Annotated in this window: 21 protein-coding genes; 6 read left to right on the forward strand and 15 right to left on the reverse strand. The window is 71.3% G+C overall.

Annotated elements, in window-relative coordinates; genetic code table 11:
• Window positions 1–253 precede the first annotated feature (253 nt).
• Genes ACFPZ3_RS45100 through ACFPZ3_RS45125 form a run of 6 tightly spaced genes read right to left on the reverse strand, consistent with a single transcriptional unit; the run spans window position 254 to window position 7,361 of the window.
• Window positions 254–1,003, reverse strand: coding sequence for a glucose 1-dehydrogenase (locus ACFPZ3_RS45100; RefSeq protein ID WP_379520554.1), 750 nt, complete (start codon window positions 1,001–1,003; stop codon window positions 254–256).
• Window positions 990–3,287 carry an acetate--CoA ligase family protein gene (locus tag ACFPZ3_RS45105; RefSeq protein WP_379520555.1) on the reverse strand — a complete coding sequence of 766 codons (2,298 nt, stop codon included), beginning with the start codon at window positions 3,285–3,287 and terminating at the stop codon, window positions 990–992. Before ACFPZ3_RS45105 ends, ACFPZ3_RS45100 begins: the two co-directional genes overlap by 14 nt.
• Window positions 3,284–4,792 carry a class I adenylate-forming enzyme family protein gene (locus tag ACFPZ3_RS45110; protein ID WP_379520556.1) on the reverse strand — a complete coding sequence of 503 codons (1,509 nt, stop codon included), beginning with the start codon at window positions 4,790–4,792 and terminating at the stop codon, window positions 3,284–3,286. The genes ACFPZ3_RS45105 and ACFPZ3_RS45110 overlap by 4 nt, the downstream gene beginning before the upstream one ends.
• 16 nt (window positions 4,793–4,808) lie before the next feature.
• Complete coding sequence (locus ACFPZ3_RS45115) at window positions 4,809–5,132, reverse strand: VOC family protein (protein ID WP_379520557.1); 324 nt, start codon at window positions 5,130–5,132, stop codon at window positions 4,809–4,811.
• Entirely contained in the window at window positions 5,129–5,491 is a 363-nt protein-coding gene (locus ACFPZ3_RS45120; protein ID WP_379520558.1) for a Zn-ribbon domain-containing OB-fold protein, read from the reverse strand. Before ACFPZ3_RS45120 ends, ACFPZ3_RS45115 begins: the two co-directional genes overlap by 4 nt.
• A 10-nt stretch (window positions 5,492–5,501) precedes the next feature.
• A complete protein-coding gene (locus ACFPZ3_RS45125) occupies window positions 5,502–7,361 on the reverse strand; it encodes a serine/threonine-protein kinase (RefSeq protein ID WP_379520559.1) in 1,860 nt (619 codons plus the stop codon).
• Between the two features lie 165 nt (window positions 7,362–7,526).
• Here ACFPZ3_RS45125 and ACFPZ3_RS45130 point away from each other — a divergent pair, with 165 nt between their 5' ends.
• Together ACFPZ3_RS45130 and ACFPZ3_RS45135 are read left to right on the forward strand one after the other, a co-directional pair.
• The gene (locus tag ACFPZ3_RS45130; protein ID WP_379520560.1) at window positions 7,527–8,114 is read left to right on the forward strand and encodes a cysteine hydrolase family protein; all 588 of its coding nucleotides are present in this window, start codon (window positions 7,527–7,529) and stop codon (window positions 8,112–8,114) included.
• Entirely contained in the window at window positions 8,114–8,851 is a 738-nt protein-coding gene (locus tag ACFPZ3_RS45135) for an SDR family NAD(P)-dependent oxidoreductase (RefSeq protein WP_379520589.1), read from the forward strand. Before ACFPZ3_RS45130 ends, ACFPZ3_RS45135 begins: the two co-directional genes overlap by 1 nt.
• 5 nt (window positions 8,852–8,856) lie before the next feature.
• Here ACFPZ3_RS45135 and ACFPZ3_RS45140 read toward each other — a convergent pair whose 3' ends face one another.
• The gene (locus ACFPZ3_RS45140) at window positions 8,857–10,077 is read right to left on the reverse strand and encodes a serine hydrolase domain-containing protein (RefSeq protein ID WP_379520561.1); all 1,221 of its coding nucleotides are present in this window, start codon (window positions 10,075–10,077) and stop codon (window positions 8,857–8,859) included.
• Window positions 10,078–10,107: 30 nt separating this feature from the next.
• Between ACFPZ3_RS45140 and ACFPZ3_RS45145 the strand changes: the two genes are divergently transcribed.
• Window positions 10,108–11,016: a cyclase family protein gene (locus ACFPZ3_RS45145; protein WP_379520562.1), complete on the forward strand. Its 909-nt coding sequence runs from the start codon at window positions 10,108–10,110 to the stop codon at window positions 11,014–11,016.
• Between the two features lie 25 nt (window positions 11,017–11,041).
• On the opposite strand, the gene ACFPZ3_RS45150 is transcribed toward ACFPZ3_RS45145, so the two are convergent.
• Window positions 11,042–12,178: a cytochrome P450 gene (locus ACFPZ3_RS45150; protein WP_379520563.1), complete on the reverse strand. Its 1,137-nt coding sequence runs from the start codon at window positions 12,176–12,178 to the stop codon at window positions 11,042–11,044.
• 98 nt (window positions 12,179–12,276) lie between these two features.
• On the opposite strand from ACFPZ3_RS45150, the gene ACFPZ3_RS45155 reads away from it, so the two are divergent.
• Window positions 12,277–12,852, forward strand: coding sequence for a TetR/AcrR family transcriptional regulator (locus ACFPZ3_RS45155; protein WP_379520564.1), 576 nt, complete (start codon window positions 12,277–12,279; stop codon window positions 12,850–12,852).
• Between the two features lie 25 nt (window positions 12,853–12,877).
• Here ACFPZ3_RS45155 and ACFPZ3_RS45160 read toward each other — a convergent pair whose 3' ends face one another.
• The 3 genes from ACFPZ3_RS45160 to ACFPZ3_RS45170 form a co-directional block, all read right to left on the reverse strand.
• Window positions 12,878–14,371: an AMP-binding protein gene (locus ACFPZ3_RS45160; protein WP_379520565.1), complete on the reverse strand. Its 1,494-nt coding sequence runs from the start codon at window positions 14,369–14,371 to the stop codon at window positions 12,878–12,880.
• Window positions 14,368–15,432, reverse strand: a complete 1,065-nt coding sequence (locus ACFPZ3_RS45165; protein ID WP_379520566.1) for an LLM class flavin-dependent oxidoreductase — start codon at window positions 15,430–15,432, stop codon at window positions 14,368–14,370. The genes ACFPZ3_RS45160 and ACFPZ3_RS45165 overlap by 4 nt, the downstream gene beginning before the upstream one ends.
• A 64-nt stretch (window positions 15,433–15,496) precedes the next feature.
• Entirely contained in the window at window positions 15,497–16,681 is a 1,185-nt protein-coding gene (locus ACFPZ3_RS45170; RefSeq protein WP_379520567.1) for an MFS transporter, read from the reverse strand.
• A gap of 73 nt (window positions 16,682–16,754) precedes the next feature.
• Here ACFPZ3_RS45170 and ACFPZ3_RS45175 point away from each other — a divergent pair, with 73 nt between their 5' ends.
• A complete protein-coding gene (locus tag ACFPZ3_RS45175) occupies window positions 16,755–17,774 on the forward strand; it encodes an ROK family transcriptional regulator (protein WP_379520568.1) in 1,020 nt (339 codons plus the stop codon).
• Between the two features lie 9 nt (window positions 17,775–17,783).
• Here the strand turns inward: ACFPZ3_RS45175 and ACFPZ3_RS45180 are convergent, their stop codons facing one another.
• From ACFPZ3_RS45180 to ACFPZ3_RS45195, 4 genes are all read right to left on the reverse strand, one after another.
• Window positions 17,784–18,917 carry a M20 family metallopeptidase gene (locus tag ACFPZ3_RS45180; protein ID WP_379520569.1) on the reverse strand — a complete coding sequence of 378 codons (1,134 nt, stop codon included), beginning with the start codon at window positions 18,915–18,917 and terminating at the stop codon, window positions 17,784–17,786.
• Between the two features lie 20 nt (window positions 18,918–18,937).
• Window positions 18,938–20,482 (reverse strand): AbgT family transporter, encoded by a 1,545-nt coding sequence (locus ACFPZ3_RS45185; RefSeq protein ID WP_379520570.1) that lies wholly within the window; start codon window positions 20,480–20,482, stop codon window positions 18,938–18,940.
• A 79-nt stretch (window positions 20,483–20,561) separates the two neighbouring features.
• Complete coding sequence (locus ACFPZ3_RS45190) at window positions 20,562–21,983, reverse strand: ATP-binding protein (protein WP_379520571.1); 1,422 nt, start codon at window positions 21,981–21,983, stop codon at window positions 20,562–20,564.
• Entirely contained in the window at window positions 21,980–23,629 is a 1,650-nt protein-coding gene (locus ACFPZ3_RS45195) for an NAD(P)/FAD-dependent oxidoreductase (protein WP_379520572.1), read from the reverse strand. The genes ACFPZ3_RS45190 and ACFPZ3_RS45195 overlap by 4 nt, the downstream gene beginning before the upstream one ends.
• An 86-nt stretch (window positions 23,630–23,715) precedes the next feature.
• On the opposite strand from ACFPZ3_RS45195, the gene ACFPZ3_RS45200 reads away from it, so the two are divergent.
• The gene (locus ACFPZ3_RS45200) at window positions 23,716–24,288 is read left to right on the forward strand and encodes a TetR/AcrR family transcriptional regulator (RefSeq protein WP_379520573.1); all 573 of its coding nucleotides are present in this window, start codon (window positions 23,716–23,718) and stop codon (window positions 24,286–24,288) included.
• The last annotated feature ends 22 nt before the right edge of the window (window positions 24,289–24,310 follow it).

The raw sequence follows: 24,310 nt of genomic DNA on the forward strand, positions 1-24,310 counted from the left end.
GGGGAAACCTTCCGAGCAAGTCCGGGTTTATCCACGCAGCCATGGGTAAGGGGGGTAACCCGTGACTGGTGTGACAAAACCGGAGGCCTGTCGCTTCCGGGAAGAGTGAGGTTATCGTGTTGTAACCCCAGCTCAAGCACATCCCCAGGGAGACTGTTGCCCTCCTGGGGGTAAAAGCCGCAGGTCAGGATGCTGCCAGAAATGTCCGGGCCTAGGTGGTTTAACACTAAAAGATCTACCTTGTGGTGAGATCTTAGTATCCTGCGCCCGTCGTCAGGCCCCCGTCCACGGTGAACTCGCTGCCCGTGCAGTAGCTGGCCCGGTTCGAGGCCAGGAAGGCCACCACGTGCGACACCTCCACGGGCTTGGCGAAGCGCTTCATGACCATGGACTTCACGAACGCGTCGGCGTCGACCTCGTTCATCATGTCGGGGTCCAGGGCCATCGAGGTGTTGATCGCGCCGGGGTGCACCGAGTTCACCCGGATCTTGAACCTGGCCAGCTCCCGCGCCGCCGACTTGGTGATGCCGCGCACGCCGAACTTCGAGGCCGAGTACGCCGACAACCCCTCGGCCCCGACGAACCCCTCGATCGAGGAGATGTTCACGATCGAGCCGCGCCCGGCCGCCTTCATGGGCTCGATGACCGACTTGATGCCCAGCCAGGTGCCCTTGAGGTTCACGCCGATCACCTGATCGAAGTCTTCGAGCGACATATCGGCGATGCGCCGAAATTTCAGGATCCCGGCGTTGTTGATCAGGATGTCGAGCCTGCCGTACAACTCCTCAGCCGTCCCCACGGCCCGGCCCCACTCCTCCTGGCTCGCGACGTCGTGCCGCACGTACGTCGCCCCGGTCTCCTCCGCCAGCGCCTTGCCCTCCTCCTCCAGCACGTCCCCGAAGACCACGCGCGCCCCCTCCTCCAGGAACAGCCGCACGTGCGCCTCGCCCATGCCCCGCGCCCCGCCGGTGATCAGCGCGACCTTGCCGTCAAGCAGACCCATGACGTCCTCCTGCCGCGACGGCCACCGCGGCCGCCTCCATCGTCCGGTAGACGGGGATTCCCGCCGCCGCCGCGATCCGCCCGACCTCGTCCTCGACGCCCGGGGGCGCGCACTCGCCGTTCCTGGTGACCAGGGTGATCCTGGTGCCGGGGTGCGCGGCCTGGGCTCCCGCGAGGGCGCGCGTGCAGGCGTACAGGGGTTCGGGCGCGGTTCCGTACGTGAAGAAGGCCTGAACGTTCACGTGCGCCACCACATCCCGGTACGGCACCCCGAGCGCGTCGATCACCTCGGCCACCAGCCCGGCCCGGCCCAGCGGCCCCACGGGCACTTCGAGCGGATTGCCCGCCGCCACCACCCCGAGCCCGCGCAGCGCCTCCAGACGGTCGTCCGGCAGCGGGTCGAGCCGGACCCCGGCCAGGTCGAACGCGTCCGCGGCCAGCACGCTCGCGCCCCCGCTCGGCCCCACCACCAGCACCCGGTTCCCGGAGGTGACGCGTTCGCCGTGCGCCTGGAAGTACGCCAGCACCCCGATCAGCTCGTCCTGACCGGACACCAGCGCCGCGCCCGCCTGCTCGGCCACCGCCTCCCAGATCCGCCGGTCGCTCACCAGGCCGCCCGTGTGCGAGGCCGCCGCCCGCTGTCCCTGCCCGGTGCGCCCGCCGACCAGCAGCACCACGGGCAGGCCGGCCTCCCGCAGCGCCGTGTACAGCTCGCGCCCGTCACGCGGGTCCTCCAGGTACAACCCGACCGCCCGCGTCTCGTCGTCCGCGGCGAGCCAGCGCAGCAGCTCGGCCGGGGTGACGTCGGCCGCGTTCCCGACCGTGACGACCCGGCTGAAGGCCAGCCCGCGCCGCTCGCCGACCTTGATCACCTCGCCCGCCAGCCCACCGCTCTGCGAGATCAGCGCGACCGTCCCGGCCGGTCCCATCCCGCCGCCGACGAACGTCTGACGGCCTCGCGGGCAGTACACGCCCATGCAGTTGGGCCCGAGCAGTCGCGTTCCCGCCGCCCGCGCCGCCGCGACCAGCTCCTCCTCCAGCTCCGGCCGTCCCGCCTCCCCGAAGCCGCCGCTCATCACCTGGACGAACGGCACCCCGCGCGCCTGCCGCACCACCTCGGCACACCGCTCGGCGGGCACCGCGACCAGGGCGTAGTCCACGTCGGCCCGCTCCAGCGAGGGCACGGCGGGCACCCCGGCCACCTCGGCCGCAGTGGGGTGTACGGCCACCAGCGGGACGCCCGCGGCCTGGTAGAAGCCGAGGAACATGTTCCCGAAGTTCGCCCTGGACGTGGACGCCCCGACGACGGCCACGGCCCGCGGCTCGAAAAGCAACCGGAAGTCCGTTGCACGGGAGTCCGTTGCACGGGAGTCCGTCACACGGGAGTCCGTCACACGGGAGTCCGTCACACGGGAGTCCGTCACACGGGAGTCCGTCACACGGGGGCCCGTCGCACGGGAGTCCGCCGCACGGGCGGTCGTCGCGCGGGGGGCCGTGCTGTCGCTCGCGGTGTCGGGCGGCCGGTCCGGCACGTATCGGGCATCGACCGCGATCACCCCCGAGGGCCCGGCGATGACCGGGTTCAGCTCGAACTCGCCCAGCTCCAGCCGCTCCCACAACCCTCCTGGCCCGCCGACGGTCATGAGCAGCTTGACCACCGCGTCCACGTCCACCGGCGGCCCGCCGCGCCACCCGTCCAGCAGCCCGGCCCCGCGCAGGGACGCCAGCATGCGCCGCGCGTCCCCGTCCGTGATCGGGCAGAGCCGTAGTGCCGTGTCCCTGAGGGCTTCCGTCCACACCCCGCCCAGCCCGGTCAGCAGCACAGGACCGAACGCCGGATCCCGCACGAGCCCGACGATCAGCTCGACCCCGGGTTCGGCCTGCTCCTCCACCAGGAACCCGGCGGGGTCCAGCCGGGCCGCCATCTCGGCCGCCGCGCCCGCCAGGTCCTCGAAACGCAGCCCCAGCACCACGGCCCCGGCCTCGGACTTGTGCACCAGCCCAGGGCCGAACGCCTTCAGCACCAGCGGCCCGGCCAGCTCCCGAGCCGCCCCGAAGTCCAGCTTCCCAGCCGCTCCTGAGCCTGCTCTGACCTCCAGCCCCGGAGCCGCTCCTGACCCTGCCCTGACGTCCAGCTCCGGAGCCGCTCCTGAGCCTGCTCCGATGTCCAGCTCCGGAGCCGCTCCTGGGCTCTCGACGTCCGGAAGGCGCACCACCACGCCGCGTGGGACCGGCACCCCGGCCTCGCTGATCAGCGCCTTGACCTCGTGCTCGTACGCGCTCACCCGAGCAGCTCTCGGATCTTCCTGCGCAGCAGCTTGCCGGGTCCGCCGGAGGCGTCCTGGGAGTGCGGCAGCTCGCCGGCCACCACGATGTGGTCGGGACGCTGGTGGGCGGGCAACATGTCGGCCAGGGCCAGCGCCAGCTTGGAGGCGTCGAGCGTGTGCCCGGCCCTGGGTACGACGGCCAGCAGCACCTCCTGCTCCACCGCCCCCTCGGGCACCCCGACCGCCCCGGCCTCGGCCACCCCGTCCAGCGCCGAGGCCGCCTCCTCGATCACGACCGGCTGGGTCCAGACGCCGCCCTTGAGTATCGAGTCCTCCCGCCGGCCGAGCACGCGCAGCACGCCGTCGTCGGAGAGCGTTCCGAGGTCGCCGCCCACGTACCACTCGCCGCGCAGCACCTCGGCCGTCCTGTCGGGCAGGCCGTCGTATCCGGCCATCCGGTGCGGCCCGGCCAGGTTGATCTCGCCGACCTCGTCGATCACCCGGTTCCCCTGGGGGCCGGTGATCCGCACCGCGTTCCCCGTACGGGCGCGTCCCGAGGACCCGAGCGGCGTGGAGCCGTCGTCCACCCGTCCCATGCACGTGTACGGGGCCTCGGTCTGCCCGTAGTAGGAGTAGACGCCCGCCTCCGGCAGCCTGGCCTTGATCCGGTCGAGCATGGTGGCGGTCAGCGGCTCCCCGCCCAGCATGATCACCCGGATCGACGACAGGTCCACCCGCTCGTGGTCGGAGGAGGCCAGCAGGGCCGAGTAGAACGAGGGGATCTGCGACAGATGCGTGACCCGTTCGCGGGGGACGACGCGCAGGAAGTTCGCCGGTCCCCAGTCCTGCTCCAGCACCAGCCGCATTCCCGCGTACAGGGCGGGCCCGGCGATCGCGGGGAAGCCGATGCCCCAGATGATCGCGCCCGTGCCGAACACCGCGTCGGGCCCGCGCGGCACGTCCAGCCAGATCTGGGCCGTGGCCAGCGACGACGCGTGCGTGTGCGTGACGGCCTTGGGCAGCCCGGTCGTCCCCGAGGTGTAGTAGAGCGCCAGCGCGTCGTCGTGGAACCCGGCTAACGGCGGCTCGTCGTCCGGCCCCTCGGCCAGGTCCGTCACGTCGATCCAGGTGGTCACCTCCGGCAGGGCCGGCCTGATCCCCTCGATCACGGACTCCACGGTCGCGTCGTACACGAAAGCCGTGCACCCGGAGGCCGCCACCACCTCCCGCAGCGTCTCCACCGGCCAGTACGGGTTCAGCGCCGCCGTCACCGCCCCGATCTTGGCCTGCGCCAGGTAGACCTCCGCCACCCGCAGCGTCTCGTTGAGCAGCGCCGCCACCCGCCTGCCCGGCGTGATCCCGGCCGCGAGGAGGGCGTTGGCGCGGCGGTTGACGTTCCTGTTGAGCTGGTCGTAGGTGAAGGACTGCGTGCCGCAGTACGTCAGCGCCACCCGGTCGGGCGTGCGCAGCGCCGCGGCGGTCAGGATCGCGTGGCCGTAGTTGCCGTAGAGGGATCGTGCCATGGGGGGTGCCTCCACATCAGAGGGGCGAATAGAGCACGAAGACGTTTCCCGAGGGATCGCGCAGCACGGCCCGCGTCTCGTGCGGCCCGGCCTCGGGCTCGCGCACCACCTCGGCCCCGCGCCCCGTCATCTCCCGCACGGTCCGCGCGACGTCGTCCACCTTGTACGACGGCGCGGCCGACGCGGTGACGTGCTCCTCAGGCCCCGCCAGCGCCACGGTGACCCCGCCACCGTCGAGCGCGGCGAACCGGTCGCCGTCGCGGAACTTCACCGGCAGGTCGTAGAAGGCGATGGCCTCGTCCAGGTTCGCGACGGGGATGAGCACGTTGCCGAGCTTCACGCGGGCCTCCAATGGGGCAGGTCGTCGAGGAACGTCACGCGTACCGGGAGGCCGACGCGCACCTGCTCCGGCGGGCAGCCCACCACGTGCCCGAACGCGCGCACGCCTTCCGGCAGGTCCACCCAGGCCATGACGTAGGGTTCGCGGCCACGGTACCCGGGAGTGAAGGAGCGGTGCACGACCGTGTAGGTGTGCACGACGCCGTCGCCGGAGACCAGGTCGAAGACGAGCCCCTGGCCGCCGCACCATGGGCAGGCCGGCTCGGGGAGGTGGATGCGGCGCTCGCAGGTCGTGCAGCGCTGGATGACCAGCTCGCCGCGCCCGCAGGCGGCCCAGTAGGCAGAGGTGTCACCGCTCATCGCTGCCAAGCTAGCGCACGCTTGGTACGTCGACAAGGCCCTCGGACGGCTCAGGGGTCGCGGGCAGGAGCGGCGCGCCCGATGGCTCTTCCGATGGCTCGTCAGAGGGCTTCTCCGAGAGCTCCTCAGAGGGGCCGCCCGAGAGCTCCTCAGAGGGGCCGTCCGAGGGCTTCTGCGAGGGCTCTTCCGGCGGTTCGTCCGAGCTGCGGAGAACCGTGCCGGACGGCAGGGCCGCCGGCGGGTCCGAGGCGGTCGGCGTGGGGGCCGGGGCGAGCGAGGTGGCAGGTTCCGGAGTCGGGGTGGGCGGGGCGGAGTGGGTCGCGGTGGGAGCGGGTCGGGTCGTGGTCGGCGCGGGGCAGGCGGGCCCGTTCAGCGCCGCCTCGCTCACCTGCGGCCCGTTCCCGGCGGCCGGTTCCGTCATCACCAGGAGGCCGGCGTACGCCCGCTCGCCGCACCCCACCCCTCCCGGGTCATGCGTGACGGAGGCGGTGTAGGCGGTGTCGCCGCGTAACGTGCGGGTCTCCTGGCGTACGGTCCTGGCCGCGCCGCCCTCCCCGTCCCTGCGCGTGTACGAGATCCGCAGCCGCACCGCCCCCGTGCCCTCCACCGAGACCGCGATCGTCCCCGCCGTGCCGTTCCACCGCAGGATGCCGGCGGAGCGCACGGTGGTGGAGAGGGGCGCGGCGGTGTTGCCCTGCCCGCTACGGGTGGGCGGCGGGGGAGTGGGGGTGGGCTGGGGCGGTGGGCGCGTGGTGCGTCTGGGAGCGGGGGCGGTGGGCGTCGAGGAGGTGGTGGCCGCTTCGGGCGTGGGCTCGCTCTGGGTCCTGGGCGGCGGCATCAGGATGGTCCCGGGCCCGGGAGGGAACCGGCCGCCGGACATCATGATCGCGATCACCGCCGCCAGCACCGCCGCCCCCGCCACCCAGACCTGCGGCGGGAGCCTGGGCAGCCGGTCCCGCAGCCCGGCCGCCACGGGGGCGTCGGTCCTGGCCAGCGGGAAGCGGAGGGCGAGCATCGTGGCCTGCTCCGCCAGGTGACGCCGCCCGCGTTTCTCCCAGTCGGGGCCGTACCCGGCCAGGGCGTCCTCCTCCAGCTCCGACGCGAACTCCAGGGCCGAGGCGTACCTGACCGCCGGATCCTTGGCCAGCCCGCGCCTGAGCAGGTCGCGCAGCGACTCGGGCGCCACCTCCAGCGGAACCGGCTCCACCAGGTGCTTGTCCCGCAGCGCGGCGGCGTCGGATTCGCCGCCGTCCCCGCCCTCCTTGTACGCGCGGTACGGCGGCCGGCCCCTGACCGCCTCGAACAACACGCAGGCCGCCGCGTACACGTCCGCGGAAGGCCCCGCCCGTCCCTGCGTCCACAACTCCGGCGACATGTACGCGGGACTCCCCGCGGGAACCCCGGGCTCCTCGGCGTGCACCACGACGCCGAAGTCGCTCAGCTTGCCGGTGCCGTCGGCCTGGACCAGGATGTTGTCCGGTTTGACGTCCCGGTGCGGCACCCCTCGCTCGTGCGCGGCGGCCAGGGCCAGCAGCGTGCTCTTGACCACGGCCAGCGCCGCCTCCGGGCTGGTCCTGCCGTGCTCGGCCAGCAACGTGCGCAGTGACACCCCGTCCACCAGCTCCGTGACCAGGGCCGCCCTGGTGGCGGTCTCGACGTACTCGTACAGCCGCACCACGTTCGGGTCGTCGATCTCGACGAGGTTGTGGGTGTCGGACCGGAAACGGTCCATGAACTCGGTGTCGCGGCGCAGGGTGGCGTTGAGGTACTTGATGGCCACGTACGCGCCGGTGGACTGGTAGGTGGCGAGGAAGACACGGCCGGTGCGGCCGGAGCCGAGCTGGCGGACTTCACGGTAACCAGGGACCAAGTCGTACCCCCCATAGGGCAGCCGTCTTGGGTTCGACGGTCTCACCCGGGGTTCGGGTTGTCACGACCGGAGATATTTCGCCCCGCGTTAATCGGAGATGACGGTGAGTGCTGGTGTTATGCTGCCGCCAAGCAAGCGCTCGGCTAAGAGTGGTGGAGGTCGCCGGTGGGGCGCGTGGCGGTGCTGGTGATGGAGATGCAGCGGGGTGTCGTCGGCGATTTAACGAAATTTCCGGACTTGGTGGATGCGTGCGCCCGCCACGACGTGTTCGCGAACGCCGCCCGCCTGCTCCAGGCGGCCCGGCAGGCGGACCTGCCGGTGATCCACTGCACGGCCGCCTTCCGGCCGGACCGGGCCGGCTCTCACACGGACAACTGCCCGTTCATCGTCTCCCTGCTCAAGGACCCGGCGCACATGCTGGAGGGTACGGCCGCCGTCGAGGTCCTCCCCGACCTGTGGGACGACGACCTGGAGAGCCGGCGCTACCACGGCTTCTCCCCGTTCACCGGCACCTCGCTCGACATGACGCTGCGCTCGCTGGGCGTATCGGCCGTGGTCGCGCTCGGGGTCTCGCTCAACCTGGGCATCCCCGGCCTGGTGCTGGAGGCGGTCAACCTGGGCTACCGGGTGACCGTGGTCACGGACGCGGTGGCGGGCATCCCCGAGGACTACGCGCGGGCCGTGCTGAAGCACACGATCAGCCTCCTCGCCACCCGCGCCACCACGGCGGACCTGGTGGAGGCGTGGAAGTGATGGACGGGCTGCGCCTGGACGGGCGCGTGGCGGTGGTGACCGGGGGAGCGGGCGCGATCGGCGCGGCCATCGCCACCGACCTGACCGCGCTCGGGGCCCGGGTGGTGCTCGCCGACGTGGACCTGCCGAACGCCTCGAAGGTCGCGGCCGGCCTTCCCCACGCGCGGGCGTCGGCCGTGGACCTGACCTCGCCCGCCGCCGTGGAGGAGTTCGCGGGCACGGTGGGGGAGGTGGACGTCCTGGTGCACAACGCCGGGGTGGCGATCGTGGAACCGTTCACCGAGAGCGACCCGGCGGGCTGGGACCTCATGTGGCAGGTCAACCTGCGCGGGCCGATGTTGCTGACCAAGCTGCTGCTGCCCGGCATGATCGCCAGGGGCTGGGGGCGGCTCGTCTTCATCTCCTCCGACGGGGCCAGGGCCGGGTCAGGCGGCGAGGGGGCGTACGCGGCGACCAAGGCGGGGCTGTTCGGCCTGGCCAAGACGCTCGCCCGCGAGGCCGCCAGAGCCCACGTCACCTCCAACGTCGTCTGCCCCGGCCCGATTGACACCCCCATGCTGCGCCGCGTGTCGGCGGCCGACCCGGGGCTGGTCGACAAGATCGCCCGCGCCATCCCGCTGCGCCGCCTCGGCACCCCCGCCGACGTGGCGGGCCTGGTCGCCTACCTCTGTACGGATCGCGCCGCCTACATCACCGGCCAGACCCTGTCGGTGAGCGGCGGCGTGACCATGCAATGACCCGCTCAGAGGGAGTCGTAGACGGCCTGCACCAGGCGCAGCCCGCGCAGGTTGCCGGAGATCGCGTCGGCCATCTTGTTCATCACGTACCCGACGGCCAGGCCGCGCTCCGGGTCGCCCAGTCCGATGGCGCCGCCCATGCCCGAATGGCCGAACGCGCTCGGGGACGGCAGCGGGAACGTCATCGACGGCCGCATGAACCCCAGCCCGAACGACGTGTTCAGGTACAACACCCGGTCGGGGCCGTTCACCCGGGGCCGCAGGGCCTCCCTGAGCGTCTCGGGGCGCAGGAGCTCGCCGGCGACCAGCGCGCGGTAGAACCCGGACAGCCCTCTGGCCGTGGTCACGACCCCGGCGGCCGGCCAGCCCGCGCGCAGGATCACCGGGTTGTTCGCGCCGCCCTTGAGCAGGTGCATGCCGGGGTTGCCGAGCGCCCTGTTCATCAGGCTGTGCGGGTCGAGCGCGGCCTTGGCCATCTCGGCCAGCACATCCTGCGGACGCGCGGCGCCTTCCTGCGGGCTCTCAGCCGTCTCGGCGCCATCCTGCGAGGGCGCGGCCTTCTGCGGACGCGCGGCGCTCTCGGTGGCGCCGGGCTGGGAGCGTTCGCCTGCTTTGAGCCGCGCCGTACGGGCGATCACCGGGTCCGGCGCCCCCACCCACAGCTCCAGCCCCAGCGGCCCGGCGATCTCGGCCGCCACCAGCTCACCCACCGACTTCCCCGTGACCCGCCTGACCACCTCCCCCACCAGGAACCCGTAGGTCAGCGCGTGATACCCGTGCGCCGCCCCCGGCTCCCACAGCGGCTCCTGGCGGGCGAGCCGGGCCGCGATCGCCGGGTGGTCCTCGAACTCCTCCACCGGCACCAGCTCCTCCACCACCGGCAACCCGGCCTGGTGGCTGAGCAACTGCTCGACGGTGATCGCCCCCTTGCCGCCCGCCGCGAACTCCGGCCACACGTCGGCGACCGGCGCGTTCACCTCCACCAGTCCCCGCTCCGCGAGCTGCAGCAGCACGGCGGCGGTGATCGCCTTGGTGCAGGAGTAGGCGAAGGCGGGCGTGCCGGACTCCCAGGGCCGCCCGGTGTTCCGGTCGGCGACCCCGTCCCACAGGTCCACGACCAGCTCGCCGTCCAGGTGGACGGCGAAGGCCGCGCCCAGCTCCTCGCCGTCGGCGAAATTCCGCTCGAAGACCTCGCGTACGCGGGAGAACCGAGGATCGCAGTGCATCAGACCTCCGCAGGGAAAGGAAGCGCTTACTTGGTACCCGAGCCTAACAACTGGGGACGATTCGGCCCAGACGATCAGCGTGGCACCCTCAACCTCCTCAAGCCGGCCGTGGTCCTCGACGCCCTGCGCAGCGCCACCACGGGCGAGGTGCTGAGCCTGGCCATGCCGATCAGGGGCGCTACCTCCTCACCAGCCCCCGGCACGGTCCCGCACCTCCAGGGCCGCCCGCTGCCGCAACACTTCATGTCCGTGGACGGCGGCGACTACGCGGCAGGAGCCCGGCCGATCGGGGAGGGCCTGCGGGTGGCCGACGACGCCCTGATCGTCACCCACCACGGCACCACGACCCACATGGACGCGCTGTGCCACATGTGGTCCGGCGACGAGCTGTACAACGGCCACCCGGCCGCCCGGGTCCGCTCCTATGGCGCGACGAGGTGCGGCATCGAGCACGTGGGCGGGGTGGTGGCCAGGGGGGTGTTGTACGACGTGCCCGGGCACCTCGGCCTCGACCATCTGCCCGCCGGGCATCGCATCCCGGCGGGGCTGCTGGAGGAGATCGCCACGCCGCGCCCCGGGGACGTGGCGGTCGTCCGTACGGGATGGCCGGTGGTGTGGGAACGTTCGCGCGCGGAGTACTGGTCGGGACAGCCGGGGTTGTCGGCGGAGGCGGGGCGGTGGCTGGCCGCGCAAGACGTGGCCGCCGTCGCCTCCGACAACGCCGCGATCGGGGGGCTCAACGGGCGGGGCATGGCCGACGAATCCCTGGAGGACGACCTGCACCTCGTGCTGCTCCACCGGCACGGCATTCACCTGATCGAGATGCTCTGGCTGGAGGAGCTGGCGGCGGCCGGGCGTAGCGAGTTCGTGTTCGTGGCGGCGCCGCTGCGGATCGAGGGCGGCACCGGCAGCCCGCTCACCCCGCTGGCGATCCTGTGATCGCCGGAGCTCGGGCGTCTGACGGTCACCAGGTGACGGGGAGGCACGCGACCCCGTACACGGCGGCGTCCTGCTTCAGCGGGACGTCCGCCGCGGGCACGGCCAGGCGCAGGCCGGGGAAGCGCTCGAACAGCGCCCGGTAGCCGATGCGCAGCTCGTTCCTGGCGAGCTGCTGGCCCAGGCACTGGTGCACGCCATGGCCGAACGAGAGGTGCCGGCGCGCCTCCTGGCGGTCCGGGCGCAGCTCGTCGGGGTCGTCGAACACGGCATCGTCGCGGTTGATCGCCGCCAGGGACATCGCGACCGTCTCACCCTTGCCGACCTTCGTGCCCGCCACCTCGACGTCCTCCAGCGCGGCCCTGCTCGGCGCGCCGACCTGCAGGACCGACAACCACCGCAGCAGCTCCTCGACGGCGTTCTCCTCGTACGGGACGCCGTTCCGCAGCAGCGCGAACACCCCGAGTGCCAGCATGTTGGCGGTCGTCTCGTGGCCCGCGACGAGCAGGATCATGGCGACGTTGGTCAGCTCCTCGTCCGTGAGCTCCCCGGTCAGGCCGCTGATCAGGTCGTCGCCGGGGTCGGCGCGCTTGCGGCGGATCAGGTCGCCGAGGTACGCGCCGAGGTCGGCCATCGCGCCCTGCGCGTCCCGGTCCGGCAGCACGATGTCGGAGCTGCGCTCCTGGAAGAAGACGTGGTCGGCGTACGGCACCCCGAGCAGTTCGCAGATGACCAGGGACGGGATCGGCAGCGCGAACGCCGTCACCAGGTCGACGGGAGGGCCCGCGGCGGCCATGGCGTCGAGGTGGTCGGCGGTGATGCGCTCGATGCGCGGCTCCAGCAGGCGCATCCTGCGGACGGTGAACTGGCCGGTCAGCAGGCGGCGGTAGCGGGTGTGCTCGGGCGGATCCATGGCGGCGAAGAACCCGGGCGGGGCCGGGCTGCTGGGGCCGCCGGGGCGGGCCGCCCTCACGGGTACGTGCTTGAGCTCCTGCCTGGCGCTGAACCTCGGATCGGCCAGCACGGTCCTGGCCGCCTCGCTCGTGGTGGCCAGCCAGCCCAGATGGCCGTCGGCGAACTCCAGCCGGCTCATCGGCGGCAGGCCGCGCAGCGCGGCGGGCGGGTCGAAGGGGCATCGCGGGTCGCGTTCGATGGGAAATCGCATAATTGTGAGAGTAGACTCTCAAATGAGAGTTGTATAGCGAAACATGGTGATCTCTCGTGAGTGGACGCGGGCCGCCATACCCCCGAGAATGCGGTGACATGAGTCTGCGTGAACGGAAGAAGGCCAAGACGAAGGCGCTGATCCAGAAGGAGGCGCTGCGGCTGTTCCGTGAGCGGGGATACACGGCCACGACGGTCGAGCAGATCGCCGAGGCGGCGGAGGTGGCGCCCAGCACCGTCTTCCGCTATTTCGCCACCAAAGAGGATCTGATCCTGATGGACCAGTTCCCGCCCTTCCTGGAGGCGCTCGACGCGGTGCCGCCCGGGGCCGGTCCTGTTTCCGCCGTGCGGATGGCCATGCGGACAGTGTTCGACACGCAGACGCCGGAGGAGCGCGCCGACAGTGTGGAGCGGGAGATCCTCATGTTCACGGTGCCCGAGCTGTGGGCGGCGAGCATGGAGAACGTCACCGGTGTCGTTCGTACGCTCCAGGGGCGGCTCGCGGCGCGTGAGGGGCGCGAGCCGGACGATCCGGAGATCAGGAACGTCACGGGGGCGATCGTGGGGGTGATGTTCGCGCTGTGGTTCGACTGGGTGAGAGATCGCGACCTGGACGCCCTCGCCGAGTTCGACCGGGCCCTGGAACATCTGGAGGCAGGGCTGCCGCTGCGCTGACCGGCGCTTGTGCGGATGGCCGGGATCAGGCGCCGGGGTAGTTGCCGCCGCCGTGGGTCTCGTCCAGGGCGTCGTAGTCGGGTGTGAAGCCGCGCTTGGGGATCTCGTCCACGAACGTGATCCGCTTCGGCTTCTTGTACGACGCCAGCAACGTCCTGACGTGCTCCAGCAGGTCCGCTTCCGTGGCCTGTGCTCGAAGGGTCACGATGGCCTTGACCGCCTGGTGCCAGTCGGGGTCCGGGATGCCGATGACGGCGGCGTCGGCGACGGCGGGGTGAGACTTGAGCGCGCGTTCGACCTCGGCGGGGTAGACGTTCTCGGCCCCGGATTTGATCATGCGAAGCTTCGGGCCGATGAAGGTGATGGTGCCGTCGGGTTCGCGTCGGCCGAGGTCGCCGGTGTGGTGCCAGCCATACGCCGACTTTTCGGCATTTAAGTCGGGCCGGGCGAAATATCCGGAAAAGAGGGTCTTGCCGCGGGCGCAGATCTCCCCGACCTCGCCCGCCGGAACCTCGGACCCGCCGGGCGCCAGGATGCGTATCTGCACCAGCGGCGACGGCCGCCCCGCGAACCCGGCCCCGCCCTCCGCCAGCCCCAGGAAGGTCAGCATGCCGCCCACCTCGGTCTGCCCGTACCCGCCCATCTTGCTCCGGCACCACGGGGAGTCGTCCACCGTGATCATGCCGTCCCACTCGGCGGAGTGGGCCACGAACCGCAGCGACGACAGGTCGTACTTGCCGTCCGCGTTCGCCTTCGCCACCGCGTCGATCATCGGCCCGAACAGGAACGCCTGCGTCACCCGCTCGGCGTCGATCAACCGGCACGCCTCCTCGGGATCGAAGGCGGGGGTGAAGACGTTCGTGCCGCCGATCTGGAACGTGGCCAGGCAGAACATCATGGTGCCGACGTGGAAGAGCGGCCCGTTGTTGAGGAAGGTGAAGCCCGGCTCCATCTGGCGTACGACGAGCAGGGACGTGGCGTGCGCGACCAGCGCGGCGCTGCTGAGCAGCGCGGCGCCGGGCCGGCCGGCGAAGGCGGCGGTGTAGAGCGCGAGAACCGGCTCACCATCGTCCACCTGGGGAAACTCCCGCGCCGCCGCACCCTCGACCAGCCGCTCGTACTCCTCGCCCGCCCGCACCCACCGGGCGGAGGCGGCGCTCTCGTCGCGCACCGCCGTGGTGGCCTCGGACGGCTCCCAGACCACGACCGCCGGGGTCAGATCGTTCACCACGAAACGCAGTTCGTCCGCCGCCTGCCGCCAGTTGGCCGGGCAGAAGACGGCGCCCAGCCGGGAGCAGGCCAGCAGCAGCTCCAGCACCGCGTGCGCGTTCTGCCCCAGCCACACCACCCGGTCACCGCCGGAGACCCCCAGCCCCTGGAGGGCGGAGGCCAGCCGGGTGACGCGGGCGTCCAGCTCCGGGTAGGTGAGCCGGACCTCCCCGTCCACCACCGCCGTCACCTGGGGACGGCTGCGCGCATGGTCGGCCAGGACATCTGACAACGACAGGCTGTGGATCATGATCGGTCTCCGAACGCCGGCATGACCTCGGTCGCGAAGAAGCGCATGACCTGCTTCATCTCCTCCAGCGGCATCGGCCGGGTGCTGCCGAAGTCGCACAGAAGGTTGCTGAACCCGGCGTCCTTGAGCACCGAGATCTGCTCGATCACCCGCGCCGGATCCCCGATCACCTCCAGCTGCTCCCACCGGAAGTCCGGGGAGAGGGTGCCGCCTTTGAGGTAACGATCCTGGTAGTACTCGAACCCCTGCGCGGCCCGTCCCGTCTTGGGATCGATGGGCGCGCTGCGCTCGTTGAAGATCCGCGAGCGGTCGAACGACGCCTCGAACCGCGCCTGGTCGGCGCGGGCCTGCTCCAGGGTCGGGGCGACGTACACGCTCCTGGCCACCACCAGCTCGGTCTGCGGCGAATGCCCGGCCTGCGCGGCCGTCTCCCGCCACGTCTCGGCCGCCTTCACGACCTTGCGGAACGTCGCGGCGGGGTCGGCCAGGATGGGCAGACCACGCTCGGCGTACATGGTCACGGTCTCCGGCGACACGGCCGCCACGTGCAGCGGCGGATGCGGGCTCTGCAGCGGCCTGGGCACGAGCGACACCTCGGCGCCGGTCTTGTAGAACTTCCCTTCGTGCTGGTACGCCTCCTGCGTCCAGAGCCCGATGATCACTTCGAGGGCCTCGTTGAACCGATCCCGCGCCTCCGCCAGATCGATCCCGAACCCCTCGAACTCGAAGCTCTGGTAACCCCGCCCGATCCCCAGCTCCAGCCGCCCCCCGGACAACACATCGACCTGGGCGGCCTCCTCGGCCACGTGCACGGGATTGTGCAGCGGCAGCACGACGATGCCGGTGCCGAGCCGCAGCCGCGAGGTGCGGGCGGCGACATGGGCGAGCATGGTGAACAGATTGGGCGCCACCCCGTAGTCACGGAAGTGGTGCTCGGCCAGCCGCACCCCGTCGAACCCCAGCTCCTCGGCCAGTTCGATGAGCTCCAGGTGGTAGTCGTAGACGTCCTTGAAACTCTGCCCGTCGAAGCGATGGAAGAGGTGGAAGGTCGAGAACTTCATGCGGCGGCCGCCCCTCAACGGTGAACCAAGCGCTCGCTTGGGAGCGTACCACGCCGGGGGTGCGTCAGCGGTCCTGCGTGCTCACGAGACTGCCTTGTCGCTCTCGAACCGAGGGCGACGTGCGGGCGGAGGGGCGGACGACGGGGGCCAGCAAGGTCAGCAGCAGCACGACACCGGTGATCACCCCGAACGCCGCGGGATAGGACAGTCCCCCCGCCACCCACCCCGTCACGGCCGGGGCGACGAGGCCCGACAGGTACGTCATCGTGGCCATCCCCGCCACGCCCTCCCCGGGCGTCGCGCCCGCGTTGCCCGCCGCCGCGATCGCCAGCGGCACGATCACCGCCACGCCCACCCCGACCAGGGCGAAACCGGTGATGGCGAGGGCAGGGGTGCGGGACAGGACGACGATCAGGCCGCCGACGGCGGCGACCGCTCCGCTTGCCCGGACGGCCATCACGGGTCCGAGGAGGCGGATGACGCGGTCGCCGAGGAGGCGGGTGCCGGCCATGAAGAACATGAAGACCGTGTAGCCGGCGGCGCCCACGCCCGGGCCGGCGTCGGTGACGGCGGTGATGTAGACGGCCGACCAGTTCGCGCTGGCGCCTTCCGCGAAGGTGGCGCAGAAGCCGACGACGCCGATGAGGGCGATGCCGCGGGTGGGAAGGGCGAAGCGGCGAGGGGCGGGGGCGTCGCCTGGGGCGCCGTCGTCGGCGAGCAGGCCGCGGCCGGTGCGGGCGCCGACCAGGAGCAGGGCCGCTGACATCGCTCCGAGGTGGAGGCGGGCGTCGATGCCGGCCTGGGCGGCCAGGGCGCCGAGGCCGGCCGCGCCGAGGCTGCCGATGGCCCACATGCCGTGCAGGCCGGACATGATCGGGCGGCGCATGCGGCGTTCGAGCACGACCGCCTGGGCGTTCATGGTGACGTCCGACATGCCCGCAGCCCCTCCCAGCAGGAAGAACGCGGCGAACAGCCAGATGGGGGCGGGGGAGAGGGCGGGCAGGGCGAGGGCGGCGCACCACAGGGCGATCAACACGCGGGTGGCGGTGCGGGCGCCGATCCGGTACGCCAGGCGGCTCGCCATGGGCATCCCGATGAAGGCGCCGATCGGCTGGCACAGGAGCGCGAGGCCGAGGGTGCGGGGATCGAGGCCGAGGTGGTCCTGGATCCAGGGGATGCGCGTGGACAGGCTGCCCGCTACGGCTCCATGTGCGATGAAGACCGCCGCTATGGCGCGATGATGGCTCATGTCCGGAAAACTATCAGGCAGGGTTCCTGATGAAAAGAGCTTTTAGGCAGGCTCCCTGACTAATATGGGGAGCATGAAGACCGCGACCCCGTCCATGGCCAGGGCCATCAATGATCGGCTGGCGCTCGATCTGCTGCTGGAGCGGGGTCCGCTGAGCGCTCCTCAGCTCCGATCCCTGACCGGGTTGTCCCGGCCCACGGTGTCCGACCTGATCGAGCGGCTCACGGAGGGCGGGCTGATCGAGGCCGCGGGGGAGTCGGGTGAGGAGCGGCGGGGGCCCAACGCGCGGGTGTACGCGCTGGTGGCGGACCGGGCCCACGTGGCGGGGGTGGACCTGCGGCCGGACGCCGTCCACGTCACCGTCGCCGACCTCACCGGGCGGGTCGTCGGCTCGGCCGCCAGGGCGGTCGGCGGCGACCTCGTGGACCTCGTCGAAGGCGTCCTGGCCGAGGCGGCGGGGGAGCGGGCTCTGGAGAGCGTGGTGATCGGGGCGCCGGGGCTGGTGGCCCCGCGTGACGGAGAGCTGGTGTCAGCCAATGACGTGCCGGGGTGGCGATCCGGGCTGGTGGGCTCGTGGAGTCAGCGGCTCGGTGGCGTTCCGGTGGTCCTGGAGAACGAGGTGAATCTGGCCGCCATCGCCGAGCTGCGCACCGGCGCCGCGCAGGGGGCCGAGGATTTCGTGCTGATCTGGCTGGGTGACGGAGTGGGCGCGGCGGTCGTGCTCGGCGGGCGGTTGCGCCGGGGGATGTCGGGAGGCGCGGGCGAGATCGGGTTCCTGGAGGTGGACGGCACCGCGTTCTGCAACCTGGTGACCTCCAGCGTGTCGAGCGGGCTCGACCGTACGGAGTTCGCCGCCCGCGTCGCCAAGGGCGCCGCCGCCTTCGTCACGTTGCTGGATCCCGGGCTCGTGGTGCTCGGTGGCGCGGGCGGGCATGAGGGGGGTGACGAGCTGGCCGGGGAGGTGGCCGCGTGCCTGCGGAAGCTGGCCCCGGCGCCCAGCGAGGTGCGCGCCAGCACGGTGGAAGGCAACGCCGTGCTCCAGGGTGCCGTGCTGACGGCCCTCGACCTGGCCCGTGACAACGTTTACGGCTGAGCCGAGGGCTCAGGCCAGTGCGTTGATCAGCCCGATCGTCAGCGCCGTGCGCTCCGGAATGTGCTCGACCAGCACGTGCTCGTGCCGGGCATGCGCCCCGTCGCCCACGGCCCCCATCCCGTCCAGCACGGCCCGCCCCAGCGCGGACACGAAGTTCCCATCGCTGGCCCCGCCCACGGCCACCTCGTCCACCGGCCACCCGAACCCGGCGGCCACTCCCTGAGCCTCCTTGAACAACCGCTGCGAGGCGGGGTTGGGCGTCATCGGCGGCCGGTTCCACTCACCGGTGGCGGAGATGGTGACCCGCGGGTCGGAGACGCGCAGGTCGGCGAAGATGTCATCGATCCGCCCCATCTCGGAGGGATCGGTGACCCGCACGTCGATGCCGCACGTGGCATGCCCCGCCGTGACGTTCCGCCCCGTGCCGCCGCTGATGAGCCCGACGTTCACGGTGGTGCCGTATTCGCGCGACCCCGACCCCGCCAGCGTCGTGACGATCTCGGCCAGCGCGTGGACAGCGCTCGCCCCCGCGTACGGATCCAGCCCCGCGTGCGCCTCCACCCCGGTCACGCTCACGTTGAACAGCCCCACACCCTTGCGCGCGGTCTTGAGCGCGCCGTCCATGGAGGCCTCGAACACCAGCGTGGCCAGGGCATCCTCACTGGCCGCCTCGATGTGCTCGCGCGAGGCGGGGCTCCCGATCTCCTCGTCCCCGTTGAACAGGAACCGCACGCTCGGATGCGGCAGCCCCAGCTCCCGAAGCCCGCGCAGGGCCCAGATCGACTGCACGAGGCCGGTCTTCATGTCGAACACGCCGGGCCCCGTGGCCTTGCCCTCCACCACCGCGAACGGCCAGCTCGTCAGCGTGCCCGTCGGCCAGACGGTGTCGTAGTGGCTGAGCATGAGCACCGTGCCGGGCGCGGTCCCCCGGTAGTAGAGCTCCAGGACGTCTCCATGCTGGCCGCCCTCGTGCAGGATCTCGTCGTCCGGAGTGCCGAGATGCCCGACCGCCCTGGCCCGGATCGAGCGCAGGCCCTTGACCAGCATGGCCTTGTCGTAGCTGTGGGTCTCCAGCTCCACCACGGCCCTGAGGTCGTCGAGCATGGCCGGCAGGGCCTGCCGGGTCCAGTCGGTGATCAACACGAGAATCCTTCCAACGGTCACTAGGGAACGGGTGATCCGGGGCCGAGCGGGATGCCGAGCCACCAGAACACGAAGAACAGCAGCGTCCAGACGACCAGCAGGGTGAACGCGAGCGGGATCGTCATCGAGGCCAGCGTGCCGATCCCGGCCGAACGGCGGTAACGCTGGAGGAAGCCGAGCGCCATCACGAAGTAGGGGCTCATCGGCGTGATCGCGTTCGTGCACGAGTCGGCGATCCGGTAGAGCGCCTGGGTGTATTCGGGCGGGATGTTCAGCAGCATCAGCATCGGCACGAACACCGGCCCGACCAGCGCCCACTGGGCCGACCCGCTGGTCACCACCAGGTTGATCAGGGTGACCACGAGCAGGATGCCGAGGAACACCACGGGCCCGCTCACCCCGGACGAGCGCAGCAGGTCGGCCCCGTTGACGGCGATGATCTCGCCGAGGCCGGTCCACTTGAAGTAGGCCAGGAACTGCGAGATCGCGAAGAACAGCACCAGGATCGGCGCCATCTCCCTGATCCCGTTCGCCATGAACGCCGGGATGTCCCCGCTGCCGGTGACGGTGCCGGCGGCCCTGCCGTACGCCCAGCCGACGGCCAGGAACGCCAGCCCGAGGAAGACCGCGATCGAGGTGAGCAGCGGCGACTGCACGACGCTGCCGCCCTCGCCGCGCAGGGGCGAGCCCGAGGGCAGCACGGCGGCCACCATCGCGGCCAGGAACACCACCAGGGTGATGAGGGCGGCCCGCAGGCCCCGGCGCTCCTGGGGGGTGAGCGTCAGCGCGCCGAGGTCGTCCTCGTCGGCGTCGGGGTCGACGGGGATGGACTCGACGCGGCGGGCCAGCACCCGCTCGGTGACGAACGTGATCGCCCCGGCCAGCACGAGGGAGGAGACGATCGAGAAGTAGTAGTTGGCCAGCGGCGTGACCAGGTACGCCGGGTCGATGGTGTGGGCGGCGGCCGTGGTCAGCCCGGACAGCACGGCGTCCACCGGGGTGACCAGCGGGCTGGCGTCGTAACCGGCCGAGATCGACACGAACGCCACCACGATGCCCAGGATCGGGCTGCGGCCCACCGCGCGGAAGGCCAGCGCGCCGAGCGGGATCAGCACCACGTACGCGGCGTCGGAGGCCACGTGCGCCACCATCCCGGTGAACGCCAGCGCGAACGTCACCCACTTCGGCGACACCCTCGACACCCCGGACCGCAACACCGCCGCCAGCAGCCCCGACCGCTCGGCCACCGCGACGCCGAGCATGACGACCAGGATCGTGCCGAGCGGCGGGAACGAGGTGTAGTTCTCGATCGCGTCGCCGACGATCATCCGCACGCCGTCGGCGGACAGCAGGTTCTTGGCCACCACGGTCTTGCCGGTCGCCGGGTTGACGGCGGACACCCCCGCCGCCGCCAGAACCCAGCTCACCAGGGCCAGCACCGCGCTCAGGATGACGAACAACCAGAACGGGTGCGGCAGTTTGTTGCCGAGGCGCTCGATGCCGCCGAGCACGCCGAGCAGCGTGTTCAGTGAACGTGAGCCCTTCACGGACTCCGACGTGCTCACCGGGTCGGCTCCTTCCCGCATTTCGGTCACCCATTACATGCGGTCAGGAACCATCCTGACAAGTCGGAGCCCGCAAAAATCAGGGGGTGGCGACCGGTTCGCGGAGCGGAAGGCGCACTTCGAACCAGGTCTCACCCGGCGTCGAACGAACTTTGATCTCGCCGCCGTGCCGCCCCGCCACGATCCGGTAGGAGATGTCGAGCCCCAGGCCCGTGCCCTCGCCGACGCTCTTCGTGGTGAAGAACGGCTCGAAGATCCGGTCCTTGATCGCGTCGGGCACGCCGGGACCGGTGTCGCCGATCTCGACGATCGCCTCGTCCTCGTCGTACGCGGTGCGCACCGTCAGCGTGCCCTCCTGCTCCATCGCGTCCAGGGCGTTGTGGATGAGGTTCGTCCACACCTGGTTGAGCTCGCCCGCGTAGCACGGGATGTCGGGCAGCGTGCGGTCGTAGTCGGTGACCACGCTGATGCCCGGCGGGATCTTGCCACGGAAGATGGCGACGGTGCTGTCGAGCAGGTCGTGCACGTCCACCTGCTGGAACGGCGCCCGGTCCATCTGGGAGTACTGCTTGGCCGAGCGGATGAGCGTGGTGATGCGCTCGGTCGCCTCGGTCACCTCGTTGAGCATCTGCGAGATCTCGATGGCCTCGGCCAGCCAGTGCAGCGCCGCGGGCGTCTGCTCCTCGCCCACCTTCGTCCGGATCTTCTGCAGGTCGGACTTGTTGAAACCGGCGTTGACCAGCGCGGGAGCCAGCTCCCACGCGTCGTCGACGCCCAGCTCGTCCAGCGCCTCGCCGAGCTCGTCCTCGGCGTCGGAGATCTCCAGCGGCGAGCGCTGCGACTGGTTGCCCAGGTTGCTCGTGCACGCCTCCTGCGCCTCGATCAGCGCGCGCAGCTTCTCCGGCGGGATGCCGTCCTCGGCGAGCTGGGCGAGCTGCAGGCGCGAGGTCTTGATCAGCGAACGCAGCTCGCTCACCGCCCGCACGGCCGCCGCGGCCGGGTTGTTCAGCTCGTGGGTGAGCCCGGCCGTGATCGTGCCGAGCGCGGTCAGCCGCTGCCGCCTGTCGATGATCTCCCGCTGCATCCGCCCGCCGGACATCAGGCCGTCGAGCAGGTGCATCGCCATCGGGAACCACTCGGTCACGATGTAGGCGAACTTCCTGGCCGGCAGCATGAACATGCGCGTCGGCGCGGTGGCGCGCAGCGTGTGCTGGTAGGTCTGCGGCGCCCGCTCGCCCAGGTAGGCCGCGGTGGCGCCGCCGTAGACGCCGGGCTGCGAGGCGCGGGGCATGGCGACGGTCCCGGCGCTGACCGTCTCGTTGATCATCTGGATCTCGCCCTCGAGCAGCACCGCGAAGCACTCGGCCGGCTCGCCCTGCCGGACGACGTCCTCGTCCTGGGCGTAGGTCTGCACCCGCCCGCTGGTCGCGAGCTTGGTGAGCTGCTCGTCGGTCAGCCGCTCGAACAGGAAGAGTTTGCGTAGTTCATCGATGTCGATCATTGTTTCTCCAGATAGCGATGCACGAGCGCGACGGCCATCGCGCCCTCGCCGACGGCGGAGGCCACCCTCTTGATCGACTCGGCGCGCACGTCGCCGGCCGCCAGCACCCCGGGCACGTTGGTCTCCAGGAAGTACGGCTCGCGCCGCAGCGGCCAGTTACGCGGCCGCCGCCCGCCCTGCACCAGGTCGGGCCCGGTCAGCACGAACCCGCGCGCGTCCCGCTCGATCGTCTCGCCCAGCCACGAGGTGTACGGCTCGGCCCCGATGAAGACGAACAACCACTGCGCGTCGAGCGTGCGCTCCTCGCCCCTCGTGGACAGCGTCAGCCGCTCCAGGTGGGCGTCGCCGGCGGCGCCGACGACCTGTGTCTCGAGGTGCACCTCGATGTTGGGCACCGCGGCGATCTGCTCGATGAGGTAGTGAGACATGGACTTCTCCAAACCATCACTCCTCACCAACAAATGGACCTTGCTCGCGAATCCCGACAGGTAGACGGCAGCCTGCCCCGCCGAGTTGGCCGCCCCCACGATGAACACCTCGGTGTCCCTGCAGGCCGGCGCCTCGGTCAGGGCCGCGCCGTAGAAGACGCCCCGGCCGCTGAACTCCTCCAGCCCCGGCACCTCCAGCCGCCGGTAGGTGACGCCGGTGGCCAGGATCACCGCGTGCGCCGCGATCTCCCCGCCGCCCTTGAACCCCACCACGCGCGCCTGCCCGCGCGGCTCCAGGCTGACGACCTTGCGCGCGGTCAGCAGCTCCGCCCCGAACTTCTGCGCCTGCCTGCGCGCCCGATCGGCCAGCTGCTGCCCGGAGACGCCGTCGGGGAAGCCCAGGTAGTTCTCGATGCGGGAGCTCTGCCCGGCCTGCCCACCCGACGAGTACGCCTCCACCAGCACGGTGTTCAGCCCCTCCGAGGCGCCGTACACCGCCGCGCCCAGCCCGGCGGGGCCGCCGCCCACCACGATCAGGTCGTAGAAGTCGGTGGCCGGCGTCGTGGACAACCCCACCGCCGTGGCCAGCGTCGCCTGGTCGGGCGACTCCAGCGTGACCCCGTCGGCGGTCACCACCAGCGGCAGGTGACACCCCTCGCCGGCCGCCTTCACGAGCTGCGCGCCCTCGGGGTCCTCCGACAACATCCACCGGTAGGGCACGTGGTTGCGGGCCAGGAAGTCCCGCACCTTGTACGACTGCGCCGACCACCGGTCGCCCACCACCCGCAGCTCGGCCTGCTCGACCCGGTCGGTACGCAACCAGGCGTCGAGCTGCCCGTCGATCACCGGGTAGAACTTCTCCTCCGGTGGGTCCCACGGCTTGAGCAGATAATGGTCCAGATCCACCACGTTGATCGCCTGGATCGCCGCGTCGGTGTCGGCATAGGCGGTCAGCAACACCCGGCGCGCGAACGGATACATGTCCATCGCCGCTTCCAGGAACTGCACGCCGTTCATCTGCGGCATGCGGTAGTCGGCCAGAATCGCCGCCACCTCGTCGCCGCGCAACCGCATCTGCTTCACCGCGTCGATGCCGTCTCTGGCCGTCTCCGCGCGCACGATGCGGTATTCCTGCCCATAGCGGCGTCTCAGGTCGCGGGCGACCGCCCGCGAGACGCCAGGATCGTCGTCCACGGTCACGATGACCGGCTTGTCCATACCCCTACGCCCTTTCAGTGGTCTCCCTAAGAGGAAGGATGTCATGTACGCCCGTGAGAGTGAGCACACGCTCATATCATGGGCGGATGGGCACACGCGATCGCATCATCGACGCCGCTGAGCAGGCGATACACGAGTTCGGCATCGCGGGGGCCACGACGAAACGCATCGCCCACCAGGCCGGCTGTTCCGAGGCGCTGCTCTACAAGCACTTCGCGAGCAAGGAGTCGCTCCTCCTCGCGGTGCTGCTGGAGCGGATGCCCGCGCTCGCGCCCGCGCTGGCGAAGCTGCGGCTGAGCGTGGGGCAGGGGGAGATCCGCGCCAACCTGACCACGTTCACCACCATGGCGCTGGAGTTCTACACCAGGGCCGCGGCCATCGCCGGGGGAGTGCTGGGCGATCCGCCGCTCCTCGACGGGTTCAGGACCATGCTGGTCAAGGCCGGCTCGGGCCCGCACCTGCCGATCGAGGCGCTGGCCGAGATCCTGCGGGCCGAGCAGGGCGCCGACCGGCTCGACGCGGGCATCGACGCGGGCGCCGCCGCCTCCATGCTGATGGGCGCCTGCTTCCACCGGGCGAACCTGTCGTACTTCGTGGACCTGCCCGACGACGACGAGACCTGGGCCGGCACGATCGTCGGCACGCTCGTCAGGCGATGACGCGGCTTCCCAGGCAAGCCCG

It is taken from the genome of Nonomuraea insulae (genome assembly GCF_042656245.1).

Bases quoted from the DNA above. Each gene is read 5' to 3' on its own strand.
- ACFPZ3_RS45100 (WP_379520554.1), bottom strand. From the start codon at position 1,003: ATGGGTCTGCTTGACGGCAAGGTCGCGCTGATCACCGGCGGGGCGCGG.
- ACFPZ3_RS45110 (WP_379520556.1), bottom strand. From the start codon at position 4,792: ATGGCACGATCCCTCTACGGCAACTACGGCCACGCGATCCTGACCGCC.
- ACFPZ3_RS45120 (WP_379520558.1), bottom strand. From the start codon at position 5,491: ATGAGCGGTGACACCTCTGCCTACTGGGCCGCCTGCGGGCGCGGCGAG.
- ACFPZ3_RS45135 (WP_379520589.1), top strand. From the start codon at position 8,114: ATGGACGGGCTGCGCCTGGACGGGCGCGTGGCGGTGGTGACCGGGGGA.
- ACFPZ3_RS45140 (WP_379520561.1), bottom strand. From the start codon at position 10,077: ATGCACTGCGATCCTCGGTTCTCCCGCGTACGCGAGGTCTTCGAGCGG.
- ACFPZ3_RS45150 (WP_379520563.1), bottom strand. From the start codon at position 12,178: ATGCGATTTCCCATCGAACGCGACCCGCGATGCCCCTTCGACCCGCCC.
- ACFPZ3_RS45155 (WP_379520564.1), top strand. From the start codon at position 12,277: ATGAGTCTGCGTGAACGGAAGAAGGCCAAGACGAAGGCGCTGATCCAG.
- ACFPZ3_RS45160 (WP_379520565.1), bottom strand. From the start codon at position 14,371: ATGATCCACAGCCTGTCGTTGTCAGATGTCCTGGCCGACCATGCGCGC.
- ACFPZ3_RS45165 (WP_379520566.1), bottom strand. From the start codon at position 15,432: ATGAAGTTCTCGACCTTCCACCTCTTCCATCGCTTCGACGGGCAGAGT.
- ACFPZ3_RS45170 (WP_379520567.1), bottom strand. From the start codon at position 16,681: ATGAGCCATCATCGCGCCATAGCGGCGGTCTTCATCGCACATGGAGCC.
- ACFPZ3_RS45175 (WP_379520568.1), top strand. From the start codon at position 16,755: ATGAAGACCGCGACCCCGTCCATGGCCAGGGCCATCAATGATCGGCTG.
- ACFPZ3_RS45190 (WP_379520571.1), bottom strand. From the start codon at position 21,983: ATGATCGACATCGATGAACTACGCAAACTCTTCCTGTTCGAGCGGCTG.
- ACFPZ3_RS45195 (WP_379520572.1), bottom strand. From the start codon at position 23,629: ATGGACAAGCCGGTCATCGTGACCGTGGACGACGATCCTGGCGTCTCG.
- ACFPZ3_RS45200 (WP_379520573.1), top strand. From the start codon at position 23,716: ATGGGCACACGCGATCGCATCATCGACGCCGCTGAGCAGGCGATACAC.